The 24,021-nt window shown below is 40.1% G+C and carries 22 protein-coding genes; 5 read left to right on the plus strand and 17 right to left on the minus strand.

Annotation, left to right across the window (positions count from 1 at the left end; all coding sequences use genetic code 11):
- The 4 genes from Q8N37_02870 to Q8N37_02885 all read right to left on the minus strand — a co-directional run.
- A partial coding sequence (locus Q8N37_02870; protein ID MDP3057435.1) for a hypothetical protein occupies window positions 1-1,483 on the minus strand: 1,483 nt, incomplete at its 3' end.
- Window positions 1,484-1,569: 86 nt separating this feature from the next.
- Window positions 1,570-1,938, minus strand: coding sequence for a four helix bundle protein (locus tag Q8N37_02875; protein ID MDP3057436.1), 369 nt, complete (start codon window positions 1,936-1,938; stop codon window positions 1,570-1,572).
- A 168-nt stretch (window positions 1,939-2,106) separates the two neighbouring features.
- Complete coding sequence (locus tag Q8N37_02880; protein MDP3057437.1) at window positions 2,107-3,510, minus strand: HAMP domain-containing sensor histidine kinase; 1,404 nt, start codon at window positions 3,508-3,510, stop codon at window positions 2,107-2,109.
- 212 nt (window positions 3,511-3,722) lie between these two features.
- Window positions 3,723-7,727 (minus strand): Ig-like domain-containing protein, encoded by a 4,005-nt coding sequence (locus Q8N37_02885; protein ID MDP3057438.1) that lies wholly within the window; start codon window positions 7,725-7,727, stop codon window positions 3,723-3,725.
- 412 nt (window positions 7,728-8,139) lie between these two features.
- Here Q8N37_02885 and Q8N37_02890 point away from each other — a divergent pair, with 412 nt between their 5' ends.
- Window positions 8,140-9,045 (plus strand): PLP-dependent cysteine synthase family protein, encoded by a 906-nt coding sequence (locus Q8N37_02890; GenBank protein MDP3057439.1) that lies wholly within the window; start codon window positions 8,140-8,142, stop codon window positions 9,043-9,045.
- Window positions 9,046-9,114: 69 nt separating this feature from the next.
- Here the strand turns inward: Q8N37_02890 and Q8N37_02895 are convergent, their stop codons facing one another.
- The 4 genes from Q8N37_02895 to Q8N37_02910 form a co-directional block, all read right to left on the minus strand.
- The gene (locus Q8N37_02895; GenBank protein ID MDP3057440.1) at window positions 9,115-9,540 is read right to left on the minus strand and encodes an NUDIX domain-containing protein; all 426 of its coding nucleotides are present in this window, start codon (window positions 9,538-9,540) and stop codon (window positions 9,115-9,117) included.
- A gap of 30 nt (window positions 9,541-9,570) precedes the next feature.
- Window positions 9,571-10,449, minus strand: a complete 879-nt coding sequence (locus Q8N37_02900) for a C39 family peptidase (protein MDP3057441.1) — start codon at window positions 10,447-10,449, stop codon at window positions 9,571-9,573.
- Between the two features lie 110 nt (window positions 10,450-10,559).
- Window positions 10,560-10,688: a hypothetical protein gene (locus Q8N37_02905; GenBank protein ID MDP3057442.1), complete on the minus strand. Its 129-nt coding sequence runs from the start codon at window positions 10,686-10,688 to the stop codon at window positions 10,560-10,562.
- 204 nt (window positions 10,689-10,892) lie between these two features.
- Window positions 10,893-11,330, minus strand: coding sequence for a DUF523 domain-containing protein (locus tag Q8N37_02910; protein ID MDP3057443.1), 438 nt, complete (start codon window positions 11,328-11,330; stop codon window positions 10,893-10,895).
- 182 nt (window positions 11,331-11,512) lie between these two features.
- On the opposite strand from Q8N37_02910, the gene Q8N37_02915 reads away from it, so the two are divergent.
- The gene (locus tag Q8N37_02915; protein MDP3057444.1) at window positions 11,513-11,974 is read left to right on the plus strand and encodes a hypothetical protein; all 462 of its coding nucleotides are present in this window, start codon (window positions 11,513-11,515) and stop codon (window positions 11,972-11,974) included.
- Between the two features lie 153 nt (window positions 11,975-12,127).
- The gene (locus Q8N37_02920; GenBank protein MDP3057445.1) at window positions 12,128-12,388 is read left to right on the plus strand and encodes a hypothetical protein; all 261 of its coding nucleotides are present in this window, start codon (window positions 12,128-12,130) and stop codon (window positions 12,386-12,388) included.
- Between the two features lie 157 nt (window positions 12,389-12,545).
- Here Q8N37_02920 and Q8N37_02925 read toward each other — a convergent pair whose 3' ends face one another.
- The 5 genes from Q8N37_02925 to Q8N37_02945 form a co-directional block, all read right to left on the minus strand.
- Window positions 12,546-12,749 carry a hypothetical protein gene (locus tag Q8N37_02925; GenBank protein ID MDP3057446.1) on the minus strand — a complete coding sequence of 68 codons (204 nt, stop codon included), beginning with the start codon at window positions 12,747-12,749 and terminating at the stop codon, window positions 12,546-12,548.
- 72 nt (window positions 12,750-12,821) lie between these two features.
- Window positions 12,822-14,363: a GldG family protein gene (locus Q8N37_02930; protein ID MDP3057447.1), complete on the minus strand. Its 1,542-nt coding sequence runs from the start codon at window positions 14,361-14,363 to the stop codon at window positions 12,822-12,824.
- Between the two features lie 131 nt (window positions 14,364-14,494).
- Window positions 14,495-15,211 (minus strand): ABC transporter permease, encoded by a 717-nt coding sequence (locus tag Q8N37_02935; protein MDP3057448.1) that lies wholly within the window; start codon window positions 15,209-15,211, stop codon window positions 14,495-14,497.
- Window positions 15,211-16,131 carry an ATP-binding cassette domain-containing protein gene (locus Q8N37_02940; protein ID MDP3057449.1) on the minus strand — a complete coding sequence of 307 codons (921 nt, stop codon included), beginning with the start codon at window positions 16,129-16,131 and terminating at the stop codon, window positions 15,211-15,213. Before Q8N37_02940 ends, Q8N37_02935 begins: the two co-directional genes overlap by 1 nt.
- Window positions 16,132-16,327: 196 nt before the next feature.
- Window positions 16,328-17,248, minus strand: a complete 921-nt coding sequence (locus Q8N37_02945; GenBank protein ID MDP3057450.1) for a hypothetical protein — start codon at window positions 17,246-17,248, stop codon at window positions 16,328-16,330.
- A 560-nt stretch (window positions 17,249-17,808) separates the two neighbouring features.
- Between Q8N37_02945 and Q8N37_02950 the strand changes: the two genes are divergently transcribed.
- Entirely contained in the window at window positions 17,809-18,420 is a 612-nt protein-coding gene (locus Q8N37_02950) for a hypothetical protein (GenBank protein MDP3057451.1), read from the plus strand.
- Between the two features lie 137 nt (window positions 18,421-18,557).
- Here the strand turns inward: Q8N37_02950 and Q8N37_02955 are convergent, their stop codons facing one another.
- The 3 genes from Q8N37_02955 to Q8N37_02965 form a co-directional block, all read right to left on the minus strand.
- Window positions 18,558-20,345, minus strand: coding sequence for a CARDB domain-containing protein (locus Q8N37_02955; GenBank protein MDP3057452.1), 1,788 nt, complete (start codon window positions 20,343-20,345; stop codon window positions 18,558-18,560).
- Between the two features lie 400 nt (window positions 20,346-20,745).
- On the minus strand, window positions 20,746-21,216 hold the full coding sequence (locus Q8N37_02960) for a nucleoside 2-deoxyribosyltransferase (protein MDP3057453.1): 471 nt from the start codon (window positions 21,214-21,216) through the stop codon (window positions 20,746-20,748).
- A 302-nt stretch (window positions 21,217-21,518) separates the two neighbouring features.
- Window positions 21,519-22,214: a pseudouridine synthase gene (locus tag Q8N37_02965; protein ID MDP3057454.1), complete on the minus strand. Its 696-nt coding sequence runs from the start codon at window positions 22,212-22,214 to the stop codon at window positions 21,519-21,521.
- 279 nt (window positions 22,215-22,493) lie between these two features.
- On the opposite strand from Q8N37_02965, the gene Q8N37_02970 reads away from it, so the two are divergent.
- A complete protein-coding gene (locus tag Q8N37_02970) occupies window positions 22,494-23,171 on the plus strand; it encodes a CHAP domain-containing protein (protein MDP3057455.1) in 678 nt (225 codons plus the stop codon).
- A 63-nt stretch (window positions 23,172-23,234) separates the two neighbouring features.
- Here the strand turns inward: Q8N37_02970 and Q8N37_02975 are convergent, their stop codons facing one another.
- On the minus strand, window positions 23,235-23,978 hold the full coding sequence (locus Q8N37_02975; GenBank protein MDP3057456.1) for a hypothetical protein: 744 nt from the start codon (window positions 23,976-23,978) through the stop codon (window positions 23,235-23,237).
- Between the last annotated feature and the right edge of the window lie 43 nt (window positions 23,979-24,021).

Below are 24,021 nucleotides of genomic sequence, written 5' to 3' on the forward strand. Positions count from 1 at the left end.
AGCCGGTTGTGCCTGCTATACTGAGAGCATCAATCCAGATACTTCCGCCTGCGCCGCCGCCGGCGCTTTTACTAGTGCTATTTGTATTTCCATTGCCGCCTTTGGCAACAATAGAACCATCTAGAGTGAGGGTGCCGGAAACTATCAATTTTACCGCGCCGCCGCCATTACCGCCGGTAGTCAAAGATGTCCCGCCTCCTGCTGAGCCCAACTCAGTAGGTTGAGTAGCTGAACCATAAACAATAGTGCTGCCGGCGTAACTTGTATTAGACCCCCAGCCATTACCACCATTTCCTCCATAAGCAGCGCCGCCGCCGCCTGCACCAACAGTACCCAGACCACCATTACCGCCGCCGGTACCGGAACCGCTGGCTTGATAAACACCCGCATAGCCTTTGCCATCCGCGCTTAATGTTCCGGTGATCGTGGAACTCGCGGCGTAAACGATTAATTTGCCATAACTTGTTCCGTCATAACCGTAAACATAAGTCGTGCCGGCCGCTACGGTAAAAACATTGATATTGCAATGCACTCCGGCAATGCCGATATTGGCGGAAGCATCCAAGTCCCAAGCATCGCCATTAGTCGGAGTCCAGCTGACTCCGCCGTGATTATAATCGCAAGTCACCAAACTCTCGCCCGCGCCGGATCCGCTGATGGAAAGATTTCCCGAAGTTGTATTAATTGAATAGCCGGCAGCGGAAAAATTAGTAGTAGTCGGCTGAGTCCATGGAATTGTCGGCCCGCCGCTCGAAGCTGAAGTGCTGATCTCTCCGGCGATGTCCAAGCTGACAGAAGTATCTTTGGAAGAATAATCCGTCCAATTGGTCTGATTAGCGTTCGCATGGCTCGCTGTGCTGGCGCTGCCGGATCCGATCCAGCTTGTCTGAGTCCAGCTGTCAATAACAGTATTCAGCTTAACATCCGAAGCCGAGCCGGCGACTGAAGGAGTTTTCGCGGAATATTTAGTCCAAGGAATTTCATTGACTCTTTGGGCCGTGTCAGTGGCTACGGCATTGGCGTCTTCCGTGCTCCAGTTGGTTTGAACCCAAGGATGCACTGCCGCCATCGCTCTGGGCTCGCCCGGAAATATTAAAGCCACGATCAAGGAAACAATGATCGTGGCAGAGGTTACCATAGTGAGAAATTTCCATTTGGTGTTTTTGTGATAGCCTTTGTAATAGCAATAAGAATAATTGCAAATATAGATGCCGTCCTTGCCGGCTTGAGTGAAAATCCAGAAATTCGAGGAAGGGACTCCCTTGATGATCATCCAGATCCGGGTAAGAGCCAGGAGGGTTTTGTAATATCGGAGTTTCAGCTTGCCGGGAAGATCTTCGGCGTAAACATACCAAGGAAGGCGAGCTTTGCCTCCCTTGGGAGAATTAAGATACCAGGGCATATGAGATTTTTGCAAATCTCTGTCGCTGGTCTGGCGTTCGAGAAGAGATATTTTATCGAGAAGATTTTGATAAAAAGACATAGGGGGTCAATTTAAAATAATAAAAAATTATTATAATTTTCAAGCATCAATTTTCAATTTACAATGAAGCTCCAATATTTTAATTTTCAAACTCTGCTAGATGTTAGTATCTTGGAAAATATCAGTAATAGCTCTTGAGCTTCTGACCATAATTTTCTAAACTCTTCACTAAAATCAGGGTTTGCCCTAGCCAATAATCTCAACCAATGCTTTGTTTCCTTGGTTTCTTTTTTACAGATACCAATTTTATGCTGGAAATCTTTTTTACTCTCTGCTTCATTAGCTTCACAATAATTAGCACCCAAAGATCCGCCGGAAGCCACTAGCTGAGGAATTAATCTTTGATTAATTAAATCCTTTGGTATTTTTTTCATTAGATCAATCACGCTCTCACCAAATATGGCAGTTCTTTCTTCCAAATCATATGCTTTTTTATCGTTTGGAAATTGATTCATTGGGATTTTACCCTGTTAAATAGACTGTTCGTAGTCTAAAATCTGACGGAGATTTTATTTAACAGGGTGAATTGAAAATTGGTGCTTGAAAATTGAAAATTTATCTTTAATAACATTATAGCACGAAAATAAAATGGCTGCAAAGAAAAAATTATTATTTATCCACTGCTATTTAACTGCCTGCAACTTAACCGTAACTTGAGTGCCGACGCCTTCCATGCTTTCTAAAGTAATTGATCCTTTCATCAACTCAATGATCTGCTTAGTGATCCAAAGCCCCAAGCCGGTTCCGACGATCTTGCCGGTTTTTTCGTTCTGCACCCGATAGAATTTTTCAAAAAGATGCTTTTGCTCCTCGCCGGACATACCGATACCAGTGTCGACAACTTTAATTTCCACTAAATTATTCTTCACCATAGTTGTAACCTTTACGCTTCCTTTTTCAGTATATTTTACCGAATTGCCGATCAGATTTATCAACACTTGCCTCAATCTCTCCGAATCCGCCGAAACCAAAGGAAGTTTTTTATCCGGCTGTGAGTATTCCAGTATCAATTTTTTTTCATCGGCATTGACTTTCAACTGCGACACTATATCGCGGATGATCGGTTCCAATTCTACTGGCGCCATCGCCACCGGAAACCGGCCTTGCTCAATGCGGGAAACATTCAATAAATCTTCCACCAGCCCTTCCAGCCGATTATTGGACTTAGCCGCCGTATTCAAAGCTTTCTCAATTTCCGGATTTTCTATCTTACCAAATGTTCCCTCCAGGATCATCGAAAGATAGCCTTTGGTAACGGTCAATGGAGTCCTTAATTCATGAGAAGCGATCGAAATAAATTCATCTTTCATCTGATCAACCTCTTTTATTTTCCGATACAAAATCGCGTAATCCCAGATTCGGACGGTAAACGCCAAAAATATGATCACTGCAATAATTGTTATGAAAAGCAGATAGAACGAAGCGTCTCTGATATCTTTCGCGTTATCGTCTATCAATTTTGACGAAATTTTCATTGCGAGCAGCGCCTCTTTTTTGTCAGAGATCCCCTTCATCGGCATTGCCACCAGCCAGAATCTGTCTTCGACTGAAAATCCCTCAATAAAACTTTTGCCTTCAGCAGTAGTCGCCAATTGCAAAGAATCGGTAGCGATCGACTCGTCGTCTTTCAAAGACCAGGCCAGAGTATAAAAATAAAAATTCACGCTTTTCCCGATATCTTCTTTTTTCGAAGAAGCGATGGTTTTAAAATTATCTTCATCGGGAATAAGTATAGACAGCTCTTTTAGATCGGTATCTTCAGCCGACATTTTATCGATCGCTTTTTGCAACAATTCTTGATCGCCCAGATCCTGTCCGACCATAGACCGAATCAGGCGGCCTACTGTTACTTGCTCTCTTTGCAAAGTAGTATCCAAGTTCTCGCTAAAATTTATAACATTGCTATAGGTGTTGTAAGCTATTAACGCGGGAATAAGAATGATCAAAAATACGCCGTAAATTATCTGAACAGTTTCCTTGTTCTTTGTGATAAATTCCCTAAAATTAAACCCGTTGAAAAATTTCATACCTATACTATTTTAGAAAACCGCGCCAGAACAATGCCGTCTTAGTTTCTAACGGGTTTCATATTATAATGCTTCTCATAAATTACAAAATGCCTTTTGTCTGTCATTGCGAGCGATTGGAAAGAGCGAAGCAATCTCTCGTCTCGATTATAGATTGCGGAGTTTATCCCGAGTATGTCGAAGGATCGCTTCGCTCCTCGCAATGACAATATCTACACCTTCGGCAACTGATCTCTCTTTTTTTGAACAAGAATAAAAACGATAAATATGATCAATCCCGCAAGAATAATCCCCGCGGTAAGAAAAATATAATTATTCATGGATTTTTCCGATTCTTTCAGGGGAGCAACGCTGGCGGGAGAAATAAAATCTTTAATCGAAACAGCTTTGGCTTCTTTAATAAAGAAGCTCATTACCCGGCTCCTGGTAACCACTTTGCCGGTATTATCATTCAGAACCACATAAGCTTCATGTTCTCCGTCCATCAGCGATTTATTAAATTCATAATTCCAGTTTCCGTATTTATCGGTTTTAGCGGTTACCACTATCGGCAAATCGGAATAAATATACAGCGTTACCACCGAATCATTGTCAGCCTTGCCCGCAAAAACATATTTCGCGCCAGCGGTTTTGCCTTTGCCGGTTTCGACATTGGAAACTTGGTCAAAAGAATATTTATCGGACTGGGTGCCGGCTGCTTTCGGATGGCTTAAAGTTTGATCGTTCAGTATCGCTTCATCGATCGGCGCGATTTTTCCCTTTTCAATTTTTCCTTCGCCGAGAGGATTAAAACCGGCTTTTACTTCATCCCCATCGCTAAAACCATCTTTATCCGAATCAGGATTATTAGGATCAGTGCCGATTCTATGCTCCATATCATCCGGCAAACCGTCGTTGTCGCTATCCACCATCACCGCGGCTGAAGCCGTCTGAATCAGATCATTATCTTCATTCAAAACCAAATTTTCTTCCGTTTTTACGATCTTAAGGCTGGCATTATTATCCTTGATCGGAATTATTTTCCCCGAATCGTCCATTTTTTTTCTTAGATCTTCCGAACTGACCGCGCCGCCTCCGGCCAAAGAAGTGATATTGTCTTTTATTTTTGTGTATTCAACCTGCTTAGCGCTAATAGCTCCAAGATGATCTTCTTTTATAGTATTTTTGCACTGCCAGTCATCCAAGCCTTGGCATGTTGTTTTAGGAGCATAAAGATTGAATAAATAATCCTTGCACTCTTTCTCGCCTTCAATGCCCGCCTTCTTGCATTCCGCGGGAGCAAATTTTTTGAAAAGAATTTTATTGCAGTCTTTGTCGTTCGTTGCGCCCTCCGCCTGGCATTTTTTCGGCATGCTTTTTTGATTGATATAAACGGAGCAATCAGCCTCATTGGTCAACCCTTGAGCTTTGCAACTTTCCGGCAAATATTTTTGCTTCATTACTTTATCGCATTCAAGCGAAGTTTTTACGCCGGCTTTCTGGCATTCTATGGGGAATTTATCCGAGGGGGTATTCCCCGCATTCGCGTATTTTCCAAAAATATATTTATTGCACATCTCTTGGGTCGTCATTCCGGCGTCAACGCAATCCTGCGGCGCGTTTCTTTTGAACATAAAATTCTCGCACTCTTTGGAATTGGAAATCTTCGCATCCAGACATTCTTTCGGGGCGTTTTTTTCGAATAAAAACTTTTCGCAGTCCGCCTTGGTCGTAATATTCGCCGCCTGGCAGTCTTTCGGCAGATATTTTTTTATCATTTCTTTCTCGCAAGAAGCGGGATCGATAATTTCTTTTTGCCGGCACTCTTCGGAAACGCCGCTCGCGAGCTGTTGATAAACCGGCTTTATATCCACCGCCGTGGCTTTCACAATATTGCCGTATTTGTTTCTCATTATATAATCGCAGTCTTCTTTGCTTTTGGCTCCCGCGTCAACGCACTCCTTCGGCATAAATTTTTCCGCCATATATTTGCCGCAAGCTGAAAAATCGAAAATACCGGCTTCTTTGCACTCGGCGGTCAAAAAAGTCCTCGCGTTTAAAAAGCTAACGCACCCGGCCTCGTCAACAATATTGGCGTCTTTGCATGCTTGCGGAAGAGAATTCAATAAAATAATTTTTGCGCATTCTTCCTGCGTTGTCGCTCCTTTTTGGCGGCATATTTCAGGCATAGCGGATCTGAACATAAATTCCTGGCACTTCGCTTGATCTAAAATATTAGCTTCTCTGCACGGCCGGGGAGTTTGAAAATATTTCTGGCAAGCTTCGGATGTTGTATATCCTTTTTGCTGGCATTCAAGCGGAATAAAAATTATGCCGGGAGTTGCATTGGGATTTAAAGTAGCCAAAGGAAGCGGTGAAAAAAGCAGAGAAATCTTAGGCTCGAGAGAAGCTGGGTAAGGCGATGTATTTGGCGCCGGAGAAACATTAGGAGCGGCAGTGATACCTGAAACCGAGTTGTTTATATTAAAATAAAAAGCTGCGCCATTCTCGTAAGATTTGCCGTTATATGTTATTTGGGTAAAAAGTTTATAACTGCCATCCTTTAGTTTAGCAGTGTCCAAAATTCCTAGCCAATAATTATAGTTACCAAAAGAATCAGGAGCAGTGGTTTTTAAGGGATAACCGGTAACGGCATACGTTGACAAAGCACTAACGGTAGTATTGTAAAATTTAAAAATTAAACTGGTCAATGGCGCGCTGCTGTTGGCCCAAATATTTTTTGTGCCGCTAATTATGCCATTGACCGTAGGACCAGAATCAATACCGACCGTGATAATAGGCGCGGCAGGATTTACCGTAGGCGTAGGCGTAGCAGTAGTCGAATTATTTACAGCAAAATAAACATGATTGCTTATGTAATCTGTTCCGTTATATATGCCTTTAACATAAAATTTATAAGAAGCATTGGGTAAATTAGCGGCATTAATAGTGCCTGTCCAATTCTTGCCTTCACTGCCGGAGACCAACGATATATTGCCAACGGTAGAAGTATAATAATTTACCGAAAAATCTACAACGCCGGACGCAAAATATTTATATAAATAAAAAGTTAATGTGCCTGTGGGGAAAGAAAAATTGGAAGTGACACCGGCATTCTTTGTTCCGTTAATAAAAACCGGATAAGTATAAGTTGAAGCATCAGGAACCATATCAATCCAAGCGTTGAGATAAGGAACTGTAGAATTAGAATTTGGCGTATAAGTTGGGGTGGGTGTTGGGGTTGGAGTAGCAGTATTGCCGGTTATTGTAAATGTCTGGCTGGCAATAACAGTTGCGCAAGTAGAATCAAAACAAGCTTTAAGAATATGCGTTCCGGAAGCTAAATTCGAAGTGCCAAAACCCATTGTCTGGGTGATGCCGCCGCCGTAATTATAATTAACCGATGAACCGTCAGGTTTTTGAAGCCACATGGACACATTACTGGCAGAACCGCCGGGAAGACAAGTCCAGGTATAATTTACAGATTCGCTGTTGTTATAAACGGTTTTCCCGTCATTAAGAGTTAAGCTTAAGCTCGTACAAGATACCGCGCCTCCGCTATATGCTACAGAATTTGATTCTGTTCCCGTCGCAGAGCAGGTAGCGCCATCACTGGCGCATCCGAATATTTTATACTGATAAGCGCTGCCGGCAGCAACATTGGGATAAATATCTTCATAATAAAGACTGGTTATATTTGTATACCAGATTTGGTATGATCCTGCGTCTGTTTTTCTATAAATACTGTATTTTGCGGCTGACGCCGATGACGGCCAGCTAACAATAATTTTTCCGGTTGTTGACGAAGCGGTCACGGAAGAAGGCGAGGAAGGCGAAGATCCACTAGCGGAACTAACACCGGTTAAATATGCATAATCGGAACAGCCGGATTTGCATGCTTGAACGCGGTAATCATAGGAAATACTCACGGCTACCGTAGTGTCCGTATACGTAGTTATGCTTGTACCCACTTGGGCAAGAAACTCATAAACACTCGCTGTGGTTAATTTTCTTTCAATATTAAATTTGTCTTCGGTTGTTGAATTATCAGTCCATCTAAGCGGAATAGAAGTGGAAGTCGGCATACCGTCCAGCACCAGGCCAAACGGAGCAAGCGGTATATCGCTCGTTTGAGCCAAAGAAAAACTGGCATTCTTCGCCAGCATAAAAACCATTTGCGCCATTACGACTAAGATAGCGACAAATAAAATTGTTTTCCCCCTAATACTTTTGTACATATTTTTTTATATTATTAAAAAAATTATTAAACCCCGTTAAAAGTTTTTATTGCGTGCAATAAATATTTTATACACGATCTGTTTTTTATTTGTATTTAATTTTAATGTTTAAAAAAACTTCTAACGGGGTAAATTATCCGCGGTGGATAAAAAGTATTTATATTATACCACAAAAACAAAAAAACCGCATATGTTCAGCTTTACAAATTTTCCACAGCGGTATACAATATCAATACAGATAAAAACTATGAAAATAACCGAAAGCCAATTTGCCCGCTGTTCGTGCCAAAACCCGGAATACAGGTTGATTTTTGGATGTCGCAAATAACTATAAATTTCAAACGCTGAAAAATAAAATGACCAAAGAATCAACCGCAAAGGTTGTTTTTTAAATAATTAATAAAATAAAATTATGATCCATAAAAACATCTTGACTCTCATCGGCAAAACACCGATGGTAAAAATAAATAAATTAACCGGGGGGGGCGACGCCAAAATTTTGGCGAAACTCGAAGAATACAATATCGGCGGATCTCTGAAAGATCGCATGGCGCTGTATCTCGTCGAGGACGCGGAAAAGCACGGCAGAATCGACAAAAATAAAATTCTCTTGGAAGCCAGTTCCGGCAATACCGGCGTGGCCATGTCGATGATCGCGGGCGTCAAAGGATACAAAATATCCATCGTTATTCCCGAATCCGTCAGCGTTGAAAGAAGAAAATTGATCAAGGCTTACGGCGCGGAATTGATCTTGTCGCCGGGAGAAAAAGGCACAGGCGGCGCGGTGGAAGTGAAAAACAAACTTCTGGCGGAAAATCCCGATAAATATATCAATCTCGACCAATTCAAAAACCCGGCCAATATCCAGGCGCATTATGAAACGACCGGCCAAGAGATCTGGGAACAAACCAAAGGAAAATTGGATATGGTGGTCGTAAGCATCGGCACTGCCGGCACCGGAGTCGGGATCTCGCGCCGATTGAAAGAACACAACTCCAATATTAAAATCGTAGCGGTAATGCCCGCGCTGGGCGCGCCGATACAAGGGCTCCGCAACCCCAAAGAATTAAATCCGACGCAACTTTTTGATTCCGGCGCTTTTGACGAAATAATCGAAATTCCCAAAGAAACCGTGCCGGCCACTCACGCGATCGGCCGCGAACTGGCGAGGAAGGAAGGAATCTTAGCGGGAATGAGTTCTGCCGCGGCAATGTATATCGCGCTTCAAAAAGCCAAAGAATTAGGTAAGGGTAAAACTATCGTAGTGATCTTGCCTGATACCGGAGAAAGATATTTAAGCACGGTTTTATTTGAGTAAGCTTAAAGTGTTTATTTTAAAAAACCTCGCACTAAACTGTACGAGGATTTTTAAATTCATTATTTATAATTATCTTCCCAATATCTTCCAAAGTTTCCGAAAACCTTCCTTGCTGGTATCATATTTTAACAAGCTTAGCGCTTCTTTAAAATCCACCCAGCGATATTCGGTATGTTCGGGGCTGAAGACAATTTCAGTGTCCGGCCCCACTTCCACCGCGTAAACATTTTCCACCAGCTCCCCCAAATGCGGCAAAGAAAAAGAAAAAGAATATTTTAAATTTATAATTTTTTGATACTCGCCGATTCCAGTCTCTTCTTTCAATTCCCTCTTAAGCGCGCTTATTTCGCTCTCCTTTTCCCGCACTCCGCCGGTCACCGACTGCCAAAACCCTCCCCTATCTTCCCGCCTTTTGAGAACCAAAAATTTATACTCGCCGTTTTCTTTTTTAAACACGATGCAATTTATTTGCGAAACGCGATCTTTGGCAAACATACGATTGGTTTTATTAAAATGCTTTAACCTCTATAATATTGCGCCTCTGATCCACTCAACCAAATAAGCCCAATAATCCCCCATTGTTTTTGCCAAGCTGCCGCTTTCGTGGCTTTTTTCCGAAACCGCTGGCGGATAATTTTTTTTAGCTTCTTCACCATTGGAACTATTATCGCTGTTAATTTCGGTTGGGGTAGGACTTATTTTAATTTCAGGTTCATCTATCTTGTTTAACTCATTCTTACTCTCGTCACTACTGTCTGTCTTCTTTATTTCCGGACTGGTAAAAATCGCGACTCGCCTGCCCTTGCTTAGATCGGTGGAATTATAATCGCGCATGGCCTTTTCAATGGTCGCATAAGAATATTGATAATTATGTCCGCGATAAGTGCCGGGCTCCTGCACGATGAACATTTTTTTAGCGTCATCGTAGCCGGAAATCACAAAAACATGATAGTGAGAAGTCGTAAAATATCGATTGTTCAGCTTTCTTCCGTCTGTCGGCAATATTACAGGATGATCATTGTCTATTTCGTCTTTAATTTGCTCGATCGTCGGATTTTCAACGATTCGGGCTTTCCAGTTTAAGAAATTATTTATCAGATCAACGATCTTTTCCGCGCCCTCATCAAGGCTCCGGCCATAGGCTTTTTCTTTTATGGCAAAAATCCTTAATATTTCTTTTTTTGCGATCGCGTTCGTCAAAGTTCTGTTATTGTAAAAACTATCAACTATCACGATCGAGGCTTCTTCGCAATCATTATACCAAGGCTCGCTCCAGTTGCCTTCCGGCGCCTGGGAAGTAAAACTCATTTTCAAGGACATTCCGGAAGCCAAAAAACCAAATAAAATAAGCGTTATCAAACTGACAGCCTGTCTTCCTGTTTTTGATTTTGTGATTATTCGCATGCTAATCTAAAATAAAGATATAATCGCAGTATAACAAAAAAAACAAAAAAATTCTAATTTTAAAGCCGGCAAAAACGCCGAAATAAAAAACAGGATAAATCCTGTTAAAATTAGCCGCCAACGAATATCATCGCTTCAGTTGAAACCTCTTTTCCGATTTTACGCTCGTGCAGCGTTACGCAACTGCCTTGGCAAAAAGTTTCTCCTTTTTTACTTACACTGATTATTTCGCTCGGCACAAAATTTTTCCCGCACTGTGTACAATTTGTCTTTGATCCTTTATACTCTTTTCCTTTCATTAACATTCCTCCTTAAGTATAAAAATTATACACTAAATTGCGTAAATGTCAATGCAACGGGTTTATTAAACTTGCTCTAGCAAAAAAACGCCGCTTTGGCGATAAAAAAAATGCCCTGGTTAAGAGCATCCGGCTTTATAGAATTTATAAATCTTCCTCCGAAATAACTTTAATTCCGTGTTTCTTAAGCAAAGCGGTTGTTATGCCGTCGCCTTTTACAACTGTACCGGAAAAATATCCGTCATAAATTTGTCCTGAACCGCAGGAAGGACTTCTTTGCTTGAAAATCGCTTCTTTAATCCCTAGCAACTCGGCGATTTTCAGAACTTCTTCCGCGCCTTTTTTAAAGTGAGTGGTAGCCTCCATAACTCCACGCTCATCAACTTTCATAAAAACTTTTTTCCCGCGTTGTTCCGAAGGATACCTGGGCGTGGCTAATCCGCCCAATTGTTCCGGACAAACCGGAATTAAAATTTCTTTTTTCGCCAATTCGATGACTTTCTCGTTGCGGTTATTCTTGCCGTTCCATTTGCAATTTACGCCCAGCAAACAAGCGCTGCAAAGCCTTACTTTTTTATTCATATTTAAACCTCCTATTATATTATTCAGTTTATAGGATTAAAAAGAAAAAGTAAAGGGTACAAACACTGCAAGCTCTTGAGTTTTATTTAAAAACCGCTGAAATGGCGATTCCTTATTGACATTTTCACAAAATCTGCTAGAGTAAAAATACTTCATGCTTGAAGCAGGAGGAATAACATAGAATGGCAATTGATACCGACGCGGCTATCGCGAGAAATAGAGAAAGAGAATTGCGAGAAAATTTGGAAAAAATTTCCAAAAAACTAACAAAAGGAGGCAATGATTCCACTGAAGCGCTTTACCAATTACAAGAAGTGCTGGATAGATCGGACACATTCGGCCTCGCCGGAAAAATAAATCCAAGACTGGTTTCTGTAGTGTGGATCTTGAAAAAATTTATCCACGACCTTTGGACAAATATGGGTGGGGATAACCCGGGCTTCCCAAAAGACGAAGGAACGCAGATTCTCCAGGATATCGCAAGACATCTCGGCGTATTTATCCAAAACTCCCTGTTCAGAAACAGGCCCAGGGATTCTATAGGAACTTTTGAAGATGTAATAAAGTCTTATTATGCCTTGCTGCACCTCGCCGAAGAATACTATAAAAAAGAGGATCGCAGAAAAGAATTCGTGGTGCTCTAATCCGGCAAGGATTTACCCGACAGTGAAATCGATTATTCACTGTTTTTTTTAATGTATCTAATCTCGTATTTAGTAAATGCTAAAATACTAAAACTTGTATTGACACTGCTTTAATTTTGTTATAATATAATTTTAATTGGAGGTATACAATAAATGCCGGAAAAAAAATCTGATGTGAATAGCGAAGAAAATATCCAAGCTTTGATGAAATGGCTGTATGAGGAACAATTGCTTAGAGGTCCAGCGAGACTTGACCTTCTTCCTTCTCTCGCAAAAACCGCCGGGAAAAAAGTGTCATGGCATAGCATAACTGCCGCGGTTGAAAATCTAATCAAAAAAGAAAAAGTAAAATTAATGATTTTGGGCGGCGGCGACAACGCATGGGGAATAGGAAAAGTGGAAAAAATTCCTTAAACTTCAATTTCGTCTTTTAGGTTCAGAATAATTACTGAACCTTGTTTTTTATTATACTTTTTTAATTTACAGCTTAGTTTTGTTAAACCAAAAAAAACCACCATTCGCTTTGTTTAGCTCATTGGTGGCAAAGTATTCTTAAAATCTTAGCTTTTGCTTATATGTGTATGGTAACTTCTTCGTCAGCCAAAATTGCCTGATATGTTCCTTCTGTTATAAACGCGTTTTTGAGATGATCTTCCAGACTTTCCACATAATAACCATCTCCGTCAGCAGCCGGTCTAAGCCTGATACCAGCGTATGTTTCTCCCTCTCTGTCGTCTTCTATTTTAATCTTTTTAAATGTTCTAAATTCTCCCATTGCATAAACCTCCTTAGAATACAGTAAATGTATAACAAATTAAGTAAATGTCAAGACCGTTAAAATAATTTCTTATTTATTCGCTTTTTTTCTCTTCATGATCCTGAAAAATCCGTATACATCAAGAAGCAAAGCGGCGCCGAAGATCGAAGTGAATTTCCAATAATTTTTTTCCGATTCATTAAGGTCTTTGATCGGCCGATCGGTGATGCTTTTGGCGCGGATGGAAGACAAATTGACCGAATTGGAAACCGAATCGATAAGATTCATAAAAAATGTTTTATTGTCGGGAGCATTTCCCATAAAATCAGGCAAGACGAAAAACGAGCCTCCCGCCACAAAAACCGAACCGCTTTTTGAATCTTTTTCTTTCGGAGCCGCAAAAGCGACGATGGTTTTTTTCGCTCCTTTTGGAGCAGGCAGAGCGGCATCGGGCAATAAAGTAAAAGTGCCGGAAACAGAATCGGATTGATCGCTTGAAGTGACCAGGGCTTTGGGAGAGTAATCCGCGCTATCCGCGAGCGTCAAAGAAGACACCCATGGGAATATTATCGCTTGAAGGCCCGCGAGCGAAGCGCTGTCGCCAAAATTCTCTTTTTGCGCCCGGACGAAAAAAGGATATGGCTTGCTCACGGTGAAAAAACCCTGGCTGTAAGTAATACTGGAATTATACCGGTCATGGATCAGGTCTTCATTGATCGTCACGCCATAATTTTTGGTCAACTCGTTTATATTATTTTTGATTGGCGTGACGGTTAAATTATTTTTTGTATCAACGTTTATGGCTTCCGCCAAAACGATCAAATTCCCGCCGTTTTTCACGTAATCATTTATCACCGCGATCTCGTCTTTGGTTATTTCCGCCGCCGGTCCGGCAATGATCAGAGTCTTCGGACTGACAAAGACTTGCTCGGATTTTTCGCCTTCCTTGGCCGGCGCTTTTTCATAATAAAATCCTTTTTTGCTCCCCGCGCTCATTATTTTTACGGAAGAAACGTTATAATACTTCTCCAGTCCCGCGATCGCGACCTGCTTTTCTCCGTGTCCCGAAAGAAACGCCAGGTTTTCTTTGCTTTCCCGCGAAACGGAATAAACGGCTAAAATAAAATCATATTCAATATTGGCAACCGACTGGATCAGAGGAATGGCTTCTTTGTTCACTTTATCCCCTTCGCCGGCAGTGATCTCCGCGCCAAAAAATCCCTGTTTCACTTCATATTTATCCTTCGCGATCACGTTGAATTGCATTTGGGGAATTCCTTTTTGAGCCAGTTCCGTAACTTTTTCCTGATTATTCTCGGGAGCTTCATAGGAGATCGCGAGCTTTGCGCCCGCAATATCCTGATACTGATTCATTATATCTTCCAATTGTGTTTTTACATTTGCCAGATCAACCGGCAGATCTTTGGAAATATAGAATTTCACGCTCACGTCTTTCGTGAGATTTTTCAAAATATTTTTCGTCGCCTCCGACGTCGTATAGATTTTTTCCCGGGTCAGATCCAGATAAATATATTTTTGCGCCACTAAAATATTTACGCCGATCAAAAGCGCCAGCAAGAGCAGCACCGAGCTTAACGATTGATCAAATATATTTTTGTTTATTAATTTCATAGATTTAGGGCTTGTGCGTTTGAATGCAGATTGAGAAAAAACCGAGGCTTTGTACGAAACTTACTTAATGGTAAGTTGAGCGCAAAACACAGATTTTGACAAAAATATGCGCCAAACGCATAAGTCCTGGATTATTTCCAATTTCTTAAGCTAATTACCCTGGCATTCAGGAATAAAAAGAAAGCGATGACCGATAAATAATAAACCACGTCCCCGAGAGAGATCACGCCGCGCAAAATTGAATTGAAATGCGCGCTAAAACTTAAAAACTTTGCCACGCTCGCGATCGCAATCGGCAGCGAACCGATTATAAAAGAATTGCCGACGATGTAAAATCCGAAAATGATCACCACGGCAAGGATGAAAGACACGATCTGATTCTTGGTTATGGAAGAAACCCAAAGCCCCACCGCGATATAAGAAGCCCCGAGCAAAAGCGAGCCGATATAACCGGCAAAGATCACTCCCTTGTCCGGCGTTCCCAAGCTAGAAACCATCATTGGGATCGCTACTGTCAACAAAACCATTACCGCGAGAAAAATAAAGCTTGAAACAAATTTAGCCAGAACCAACTCGGAACTTTTTACCGGAAAAGTGGTCAGCACTTCGATCGTACCGCTTCGCTTTTCCTCGGACCACGCCGCCATTGTCGAGGCCGGCAAGAAAAACATAAAAATAACCGGCAACAGGTCAAAAAATTCCCTCATCGAGGCCTGCGCGCTAAGAAAAAAAGTCTGAATAAAAAGCCATCCGCTGATAACCAAAAATACCGAGATCACCACATAACCCAGAGGCGATATGAAATAAGAATTCAGCTCTTTTTTTACCAAAGTAAGAACCCTGCTCATTAATTTTTGGTTAGATTGATAAACACATCTTCGAGATCCGTTTGTTTGCGCACGAAATCCAAAAGGCCGGCTCCTTCCCCGACTACCAGGCTCGCAACATCTTTCCTGATATCATTTTCCACGCTTGTCTCAACAACTATTTTATTTCCTTCGGACTTTACTTTTTTAACCCCGTTGAGAGATTTAAGCTTGGCAATGAGTTCAGGGGTTATTTTTTCCACTTCAATATTAATGATCGTTTTTCCTTTTTCCTCTTTTATCAGATCTTCCGGCGTGCCATCAGCCACAATGCGCCCTTTATTGATGATCAAAACCCTGGAGCAAGTCGCCTGAACCTCGCTCAACACATGGCTCGAAAGTATTACGGTTTTTGACTTGCCTATTTCTTTGATCAGATCCCTGATCTCGATCCTTTGATTGGGATCAAGTCCCGTAGTCGGCTCGTCCAGGATCACGATTTTCGGATCGTGGATCAAGGCCTGGGCGATCCCCGTGCGCTGGCGATAGCCTTTGGAAAGAGTGGAAATCTCGGAATTTTTCTTTTCCTTGAGCCCGCATTTTTTTAATACATACAAGATCCTTTCATCCAGATCGTTCTCCGGAATGCCCTGCATCTTGCCGACGAATTCCAAATATTCCCTTACGGTCAAATCCTCATAGAGTGGAGCGTGTTCGGGAAGATACCCGATCTTGCTTTTGATATTCTCGTGATTGGTGAAATCGCTTATATCCAAGCCATCGATCAAAACCTCTCCGTCATCCGCTTTAAGAAAAGTGACTAAAATCCTCAAAAGAGTGGTCTTGCCCGCGCCGTTCGGCCCGAGAATTCCGACAACTTCGCCTTCTTTCATTTCAAAAGAAACGCCATTGAGCGCCGCCACTTCCCCGTATTTTTTGACCAAGCTTTCTACTTTTATCATAATTATCGAAAAAGAAAAACCGCGTTTATTAAATTCGTTAATATAATAAACTACGATTTGTAGTTACTGTATCAATTTTATAACAGGTTTTTATTTTGGTCAAGAGATACGGCGCCAACGATCATAATTTGGCCAAAAAAAATACGGGTCTTAACTGTTCAGCAGTCAATTCCCGCAATATGATATGGGTAAATTATTACCCCAATTTCAAGATTCTTCCTCCCGGAAAAATACTTCTTATCGCGTTTTCCAGCGTTCCCCCCCGACACGCCGCAGGTCCTCTGTTTGATAGTTGTGCCTTATTTTCTATTAAAGTATCCGGATTAAATGGTTCCGCGTAAACCTCTCCGTCAAAACAAATTACCCCCGCGCCATCCGCTACCGGACTTTCGTCTATCGCTTTTTTTAAAGTGATCAGGAAATCAAGTTGCGGTTTTGCAGCTTCGTCAACTATTGTAAAAATCCCGCGCGCCAAAAGGTCGCAAAGCAGCTTAACGGCTTCTTCGTTTTTAGGGTTGATATCCCCGAAAAGCACAGTCGTATTAAGCGCTTCTTCGACAAATTCTTCCGGACTGAAAACAATTTTTGCCTCGGAAATTCCGTGCAAAAAATGCATTACATTATCGGGAATTTCATCCGATAATCCTTCCGGGATAAATATATTTTTTATTCTTGGCCTTATGGTCAACCTGTCTTCCTCCTGCTGAATTCCGTACGAGTTAAGAAACCCCGTAATCATGTAATAGTTTTTTTCGCCAAAAACAATGCTTACCTCTTTTTCTCCGGGATAAACAGTTTCATTTATCAGGCTTTCCCAGGCCGCAAGCACTCTTTTTATGTCTTTACATTTTTTGATCCCGACAATCTTTCTTACTCTGCCGGTGTCTGCAATGAGCCTCGTAAGACTAGATTGATGACTGTAGTACTGCCGCACCGCAGTCGTTTGCCGGTTTATTATTCCTAAAATTATTTCTCGGGCATTGTCCACACTGCTTACCCTTTTAATAATTTCAAATTCCCATTTACTGATCAATCCGTTCGCCAGCATTTTTTCTATTATATCGTAGCTTTCTCTGTCAAACATTTTCTTTCCTCCTTTTTTTGTTCTTTTCTCCATTAATCCGACTTTTCATAGGTTTTTAGGGTACAACTCCTCAAAATCAGATATTTTAATATATCAGATATACAGACTATTGTCAATTATAATCTATGGTAAAAATATGATGACGTTTCCGGTCAGTGGACTACATTTTACAAAGTTGATCTTGTCACCACGGGCGGGCGCGAGGAAGGATATAAAACTTATTCCTTTATAAAAAATATCGCGCTCGGCGAATGGCGCGTGAATGTGGAGACCGCTGATCACAAGGTCATCGGCCGCTTGCGTTTTAACGTGATCCGAGTAGATTCCGAACCGGCCTTAAAAAGTGAGGTTTTGGACTAAATGAAATGTTTTTGACATTTCAAGCAAAAAAAATCCGAAGTCTTGAAAAACTCCGGTCGTTTTTAATATTTTGACTTAATTTGATTTGACTCGATTTATTCTTTATTTTTTATTTCCTCCTGTTTTTTTAATTCTATGATTTAATATTTTGTTCCGATAGTAATAATTGTTTATTGTTCTTGTTAAATAATGTGTTTTATGGTAGTATTTTAATATAAAAAAATAAACATATTATGATTAATGATAAAATAGTATCTACAAAAGTAATTTTAGGTATAATGGTTTTGGTTGCCCTAGGTGTAATAACATATTATTTTATTATGCTTAAAAAAAACCCGCCGATAGCGGTAAAACCTACTCCCAGTACTGCAATAGTACCATCAATAAGTCCGGCATTGACCCCAACACCGAGTATTGATATTTCCGAGTGGAAGACTTATACAAATGAAAAATATGGGTTTGAAATAAAATACCCGGAAGATACGACAGTTGCTGAAAATTTTAACATGGGGATTATAAAAAATCCTTTTGGTGTAAGTTTTTTAAAACAAAACCAGACTGATACTGATATATTTTATTCTTTGTATATAATTGATAAAAATCAGCCTCGAGAAATGCAAAATTTTTTTGACAATTCAGAAGTTTATAAAAAAAATGATGAAGTTAAAACAATTACTATAGATAATATGGAATGGAAAAGTTATGATTATACGGGCGGAGAAGGCGGTCCGGAACCGTTACATTTTATTTTAAATACCGATAATTTAATATTTGAGATTATTTCATCCGACGATTCATATTCAAATGTTATCAAAACCCTTTCCACATTTAGACTCTCAAAGTAATGGTGGACTTTAAAATGATAAAAATTCCCTGCCAAGTTTTTGACAGGGATTTATTTTTGTATTTTAGAGATTTTACTGTTTTTAGCTTATAGAATATCCTCCTGCTTCCTATAGGGCATTATTGATTTGTTTTTCCTTTAATTGTATTCGTAGTTTAATTTCATCGGATCTATGAAATATTCCTCCGAAAATATAGGATCTGTTTTGCAATGATTGCCTGGTTCTTTATACAGATTATTTTTGGGAAGAGCTCCTCTTTGGGCATATTTACTGTATCCGCTATTCCTAACTCCAAAGTGGAGATGATCCGAACCATCAATATCCGCTATTGTTGCAATTTTATCTTTTTTGGCTACTTTGGCTTTTTCCTTTACGAGAGCATTGACATGTATATAGGTCGTCGTAAATTTACTGTTGTCGGGAGCGGTATGCTCAATTACAATACCTTCGGCCCATCCGAGTCCGGCATTATAAACTACTTTAACAACGCCATCATAGGAAACAAGGACATCATCGCCGAGCTTCGCGTTTAAGTCTACGCCTGTATGACTTTTCCAATCTGAACCGCATTTTGAATCTTTTAAACCTTTTTTACTTTCAACTATCCAATCATCACCAAACGCAAAACCGTTAACATATGACTTCTCTTTAAGTGGCCATTGCAAGACTGGTATTAATGCCGCTGGCATATAAATCACGAAGTCAGCTGCTAAGATATCGTTTCCTCCAAACTCTTGCCATGGACCTTTGTTTCCATTTACATCTACTGCTCTTGCTCGCCAGTGGTAATCAGCATCTATCAAGTCATTTACTGTGATAGCAACTTCACTCCCGCTTGGAACAAGAATACTTTCTTTTATTCCCGATTGGGTTTCATCGAATTGCCCTCCGTATTCATCCAGCCGTCTCAGTTCTATTTGCAGCTTCACTTGATCTTTGTCTGAATCACTTATTGCACCTTTAAATACAACGGTTCTTACGTTTGTCGTATAACCTGTAGTTATTACAGTGGTTCCGTCGGATTTGAATTGGCTTAATTCGGATGGTTTGTCAGGAGTTGATTCAATGGTAATTTTCTGGCTTGCTTTATTGTTATCCTCTTTGGATTCATCGATTAGATTATCCGGATCAATTTTTACATATATATTATGTATACCAACTTCTCCGGCTGTGTCCCACGCAATGGATTTAACTACATTTTCCTCTTTATTGATTCCGTGTATCACCGACGAAAGTATGAGCTCGCTGCCAGTGTCAGGATTACCATCGTAAAAATCCAAAGTTACATCGGAACTTACAGAACTGCCGAAATTACGAATGCTCGCCTGAATTTCTATAATATCTCCTTCGGTAGGATTATTATTGCTGAAAGTAATATCTCCCGGCATAATAATAAAATCCGGCTTTGACGGATTTGAAGGAATAAGATAGAGATTGCCGGTTACTAAAGCCGTAATATCATTATAATCGCGATCTCCGCCATTCCACATATCTTCAAATCCCATTCTCAATGTTTGGGAATTTATGTCGGTAATGGCCGCATGCACCGTATTATCAGGATTTCTTGATGCTGGTCCGCTTAAGAAAGTGCCGTCCGGACTTTTTATGAAGAAAACCAGCTCAGTGTACTTCGAGAATGTCCCAATATCAATCTTTGTTCCTGGAATTGTTGAATGCCCCCAGAATAATTCTCGATAAGCTGGGTCATACAAGCCGAACAAATTATTATATCCGGCGTCTGATCCTTCAAAAGTTACCGCGATATTACTGTCTTCCGAGAGCACGATTGCTTTTGCTTCGGGATACAATGCTGCTTGAGCGGAAAAGCTTGTGGCAATCAGAATTAATATCGCTAATCCTGCAAATTTTATGATTTCTTCCGCTGTTGTTGATTTTACAGTTTGTTCAAATCTTTTTCTTGTCATTAATTATCACTTTGTCCTTATTTTATCTTTTATTCCCGTGTCGATACGAAAGAAACCTATTAGATTCCCCATTTTTTGATTTTTAATTGTAATGTGCATTACGCTCCCTTTTATCACTTTTTATTTAAGTGAACCTATGTAGATTAGTGCATCTTTGCTAATTTGTCAACGATAACATGAAAATTAAATATCTCATTGGAATATAAAAAAATATCGCCCCCGGCGAATGGCGCGTAAACGTGGAAACATCCGACCACAAACTCATCGGCCGTTTGCGTTTTAATGTGATCCAAGCGAATACCGAACCGGCCTTAAAAACTGAGGTTTTGGATTAAACATATTCGCCAAGGCAATAAAAAAAACAAAAAAAGCCGCATGTTTATATTATGCGGTTTAAAAACTAAAGGTTTAAAATTGCTTCGTGGATTTTTTTAGCTAATTCTCTATAATAAACGCCGACTTGATCAAGCTTGGTAAAAAAACACGGCAAATAGATTAAAGTCGTTCCATTACCTCTAAGCATCGCGTTTATACCGAGTTCCTTTTCCAGCTCAGTTCGAAAATCTGTACGATAAATGATAGCTTTACCGATAGATGTAATAGCCATTCCATATTCAACGCAAGTACCGCTATCGGAATCAGGTCCGTCAGCATTACCGACAAAAATATTTTGAGGGCTTGAACAAGCAATCCTGCAACTTTCAGCTATAGCTTTGGTATTGAAGCTTTTTCCATCAAACGCTTTAAGCGCCTCTCTTTGAGGGAGTATTACTTCGTAACCCAATACTTTCAAATATTTTTCAAGGAGCAACTGGTGAAGTCGTTCTCCGGCGTTAAAAAGCCCTCCGGCCAGATATATTTTTCTTTTCATTATTTTCCTCCTGTTCTTTTCGATTTCTATTTTGAAACAACAGAACTACGTATAGTATAAATAGATATTGCTTTTTGTCAAACTTGGCCTTATTAAATTCTCGGCCGCTTGCGTTTTAACGTGATCCGGGTAGATTCCGAACCACGTACCATTCGATACGTGGCAATGCCGGTTTTAAAAACTGAGGTTTTGGATTAAAGAAAAGTGCATATTAAAAGCAAGCCAATTCGTTTTTGAGTGCATTTGGTGAAACCCATGCAATCAAAAATAATTGGCGAGTTTTACTGATCAAAATATCTTTTTTACAACCCCATTTTTGCCAAAAACTCTTCCCGCTCTTTGCCCACAAGTATCCAATAACCCCCGCTTTTTAGTTCGCCCAGCTTGATATTCATAATCCTGACTCTGTTGAGATCCAAGACCTCGTATTCCAGCGCCGCACACATCCGCCTGATCTGCCTTTTTTTGCCCTCGGTCAAAATTATGGAAAAAGAAAATTTATCCAATTTTTTCAAAACGCATTTTTGCGTGACATAGCCGTCATCCAGTTTTACCCCTTGCTCCATTCGGCTGATAAAATCCCGGCTAACCGGCTTATTGACCCTAACCTCGTATTCTTTTTCGTGGCGTTCAATCGGGTTCAATAATTTATCCGTGATCCGGCCGTCATTGGTAAGCATGATCAAGCCCCTTGAATCCTTATCCAGCCTGCCCAAAGGAAAAACTTTGTATTTGAGTTTTAAAATATCGGCGATGCTCGTTTCGCCTTTTTGCGGACTGTGCGTGATTATTCCTTCCGGCTTATTAAAAGCGATATAGACCAGCTCTTTCATTTTTCCGCCCACTTCCACCCTGTCGCCCTCGCGCACCATTGCTCCCAGCTCGGCTTTTTGGCCATTCACTTTTACTTTTCCTTGCCTGATCAGCTCGTCGGCTTCCCGGCGGCTCGCGATCTTCTTATCGGCTAAATATTTATTTATTCTTATGGGAAATAACATTTCTTTTATATTAATCAGTAAAATATTATTAATCTTATCTTATAGCTTTGCTGTCCGCTTGTCAAAAAAATTTATTTTATGGCAATAAAAAACTTATCCCCAATTTAGACGTTGACGATGGCTTTTTTTTTTATGGTAATATTACCAGCATTGGAGGAAATTTAAAAATGTAGCACACTAAAATAAAAAAAGCGCAAAAAGCGCAAAGAAGACTGGGGAAATTGAACGCAGAAAAACAAAAAACGAAAATAAATCAAGAAGTGATTAGAAATGAGGAAAATGAGTTTAGCAGTCATTGGACTGCTGATAGTGGCAATGTTTGCCGCAATAGCGCCAGTGGAAGCAAGAATACCTCCAAGCGGTAGTTACTATGACCGAGAGGCGATAATTCGTGAAGCATACTTTGCCGTAATGGGCGATGTTAATGCTTTCCCAGGAACGACACAACAACTGGGTAAGTGGAACTTTATGGATTTTGACAGGCCAGCACAGACTCGAACAATCAACGAATTGGGAGGAGTCTATTATGCAGGAGAGACAACACCAATAATAGATGGCTGGGTCAAATACGGTTTCAATAATAGTATAGGCAGAGGAGGGCAATGTTTGTTCTTTGTAAATCTGCTTCTATACAGATCGGAAGCTGATAGAACGGCGGGTAAATTTAATTCGTGGTCATATGATATTTATCCATATGCCACAGAAATGACTAACGATAGACCATGGCCCGGGGATATAATATTCAAACCTGCGGACTCGACCTCGCAACATATAGCCATCGTAGTTTCCAGGAGCGGAGACAATGTGGGTGTGATAGAATCAAATGGCGTTGGAATAAGCGAAGCTATTTCGCACAAAATTACAACAATTCCAACACTAAGAAATAAAGGATATAAGGTATTCACAAATGTGAATTACTACAACAATAATTACTACAGCAACCACTATCCTTCATAAGGATTAAACAACACAAATGTAAAGGGCAGATTATTTTTAAACTGCCCTCTTTTATTTTTAAAACTAATAAGTATTAAGATGAAAAGAAGAAATAATAATATCAAATACTGGTTTGTTGCCGAATTGTCGATTTTTACCATCCACACGAAGATAATTATCCGTGCTAAATTTAATAACATGATCATTCTTTAAAATAACAACTTTATAATTTTCCATCAGAGTAATGCCCGAACTGGAAGTAGATTTTGAAAAAACAACCCTTCCTCCGTAAGCGTCAAGTCCGCTGATTTTAAAATAAGTAAAATTGTTTTTAACGAGAGATGAGTATACTTCTTGAAGTTCTTTGTTATAAAAAGAATCCGGGGACGTATAATCCGTTGAAAGTTCTTTATAAAATGCTTCTTCGGCTGTTTTGTAATTTTCAGTATTTTTTTTAACTGTAATATGTGTTGATGGGTTATCTCGTGTATCGCAAGTATCAGGTATGCCATTATAACCCGTGCGGATGTTTAGATTTAATTCTGCTTTTATAACATCTTGAGATTTTAAGGTATCGTCGCATACATTCACATATTCCGGATACTTAAAACTAAAACCAAATTTATCATTTCGATATTCTTTCCAATTAAAAGTCACCAAATTTTGTAGATTTTCTACGTTTTCATTTTGGTTGATTTGCTCTTGTTTTAAATCTGAAATATCTTTTTTAATACCTAAATTTTGCTTGCTTAAATTAGAATACAAAAAGATATTACTAATAAGAAAGACAATAATTACAGAAACTAAAAAATAATTTATTTTATTCATTTTATAAAATTTATTTACTTAGTAATTTCAGTTTATCATTTAA

Source organism: bacterium, from assembly GCA_030693205.1.
Taxonomy (GTDB): domain Bacteria; phylum Patescibacteriota; class Minisyncoccia; order JAHIHE01; family JAHIHE01; genus JAHILZ01.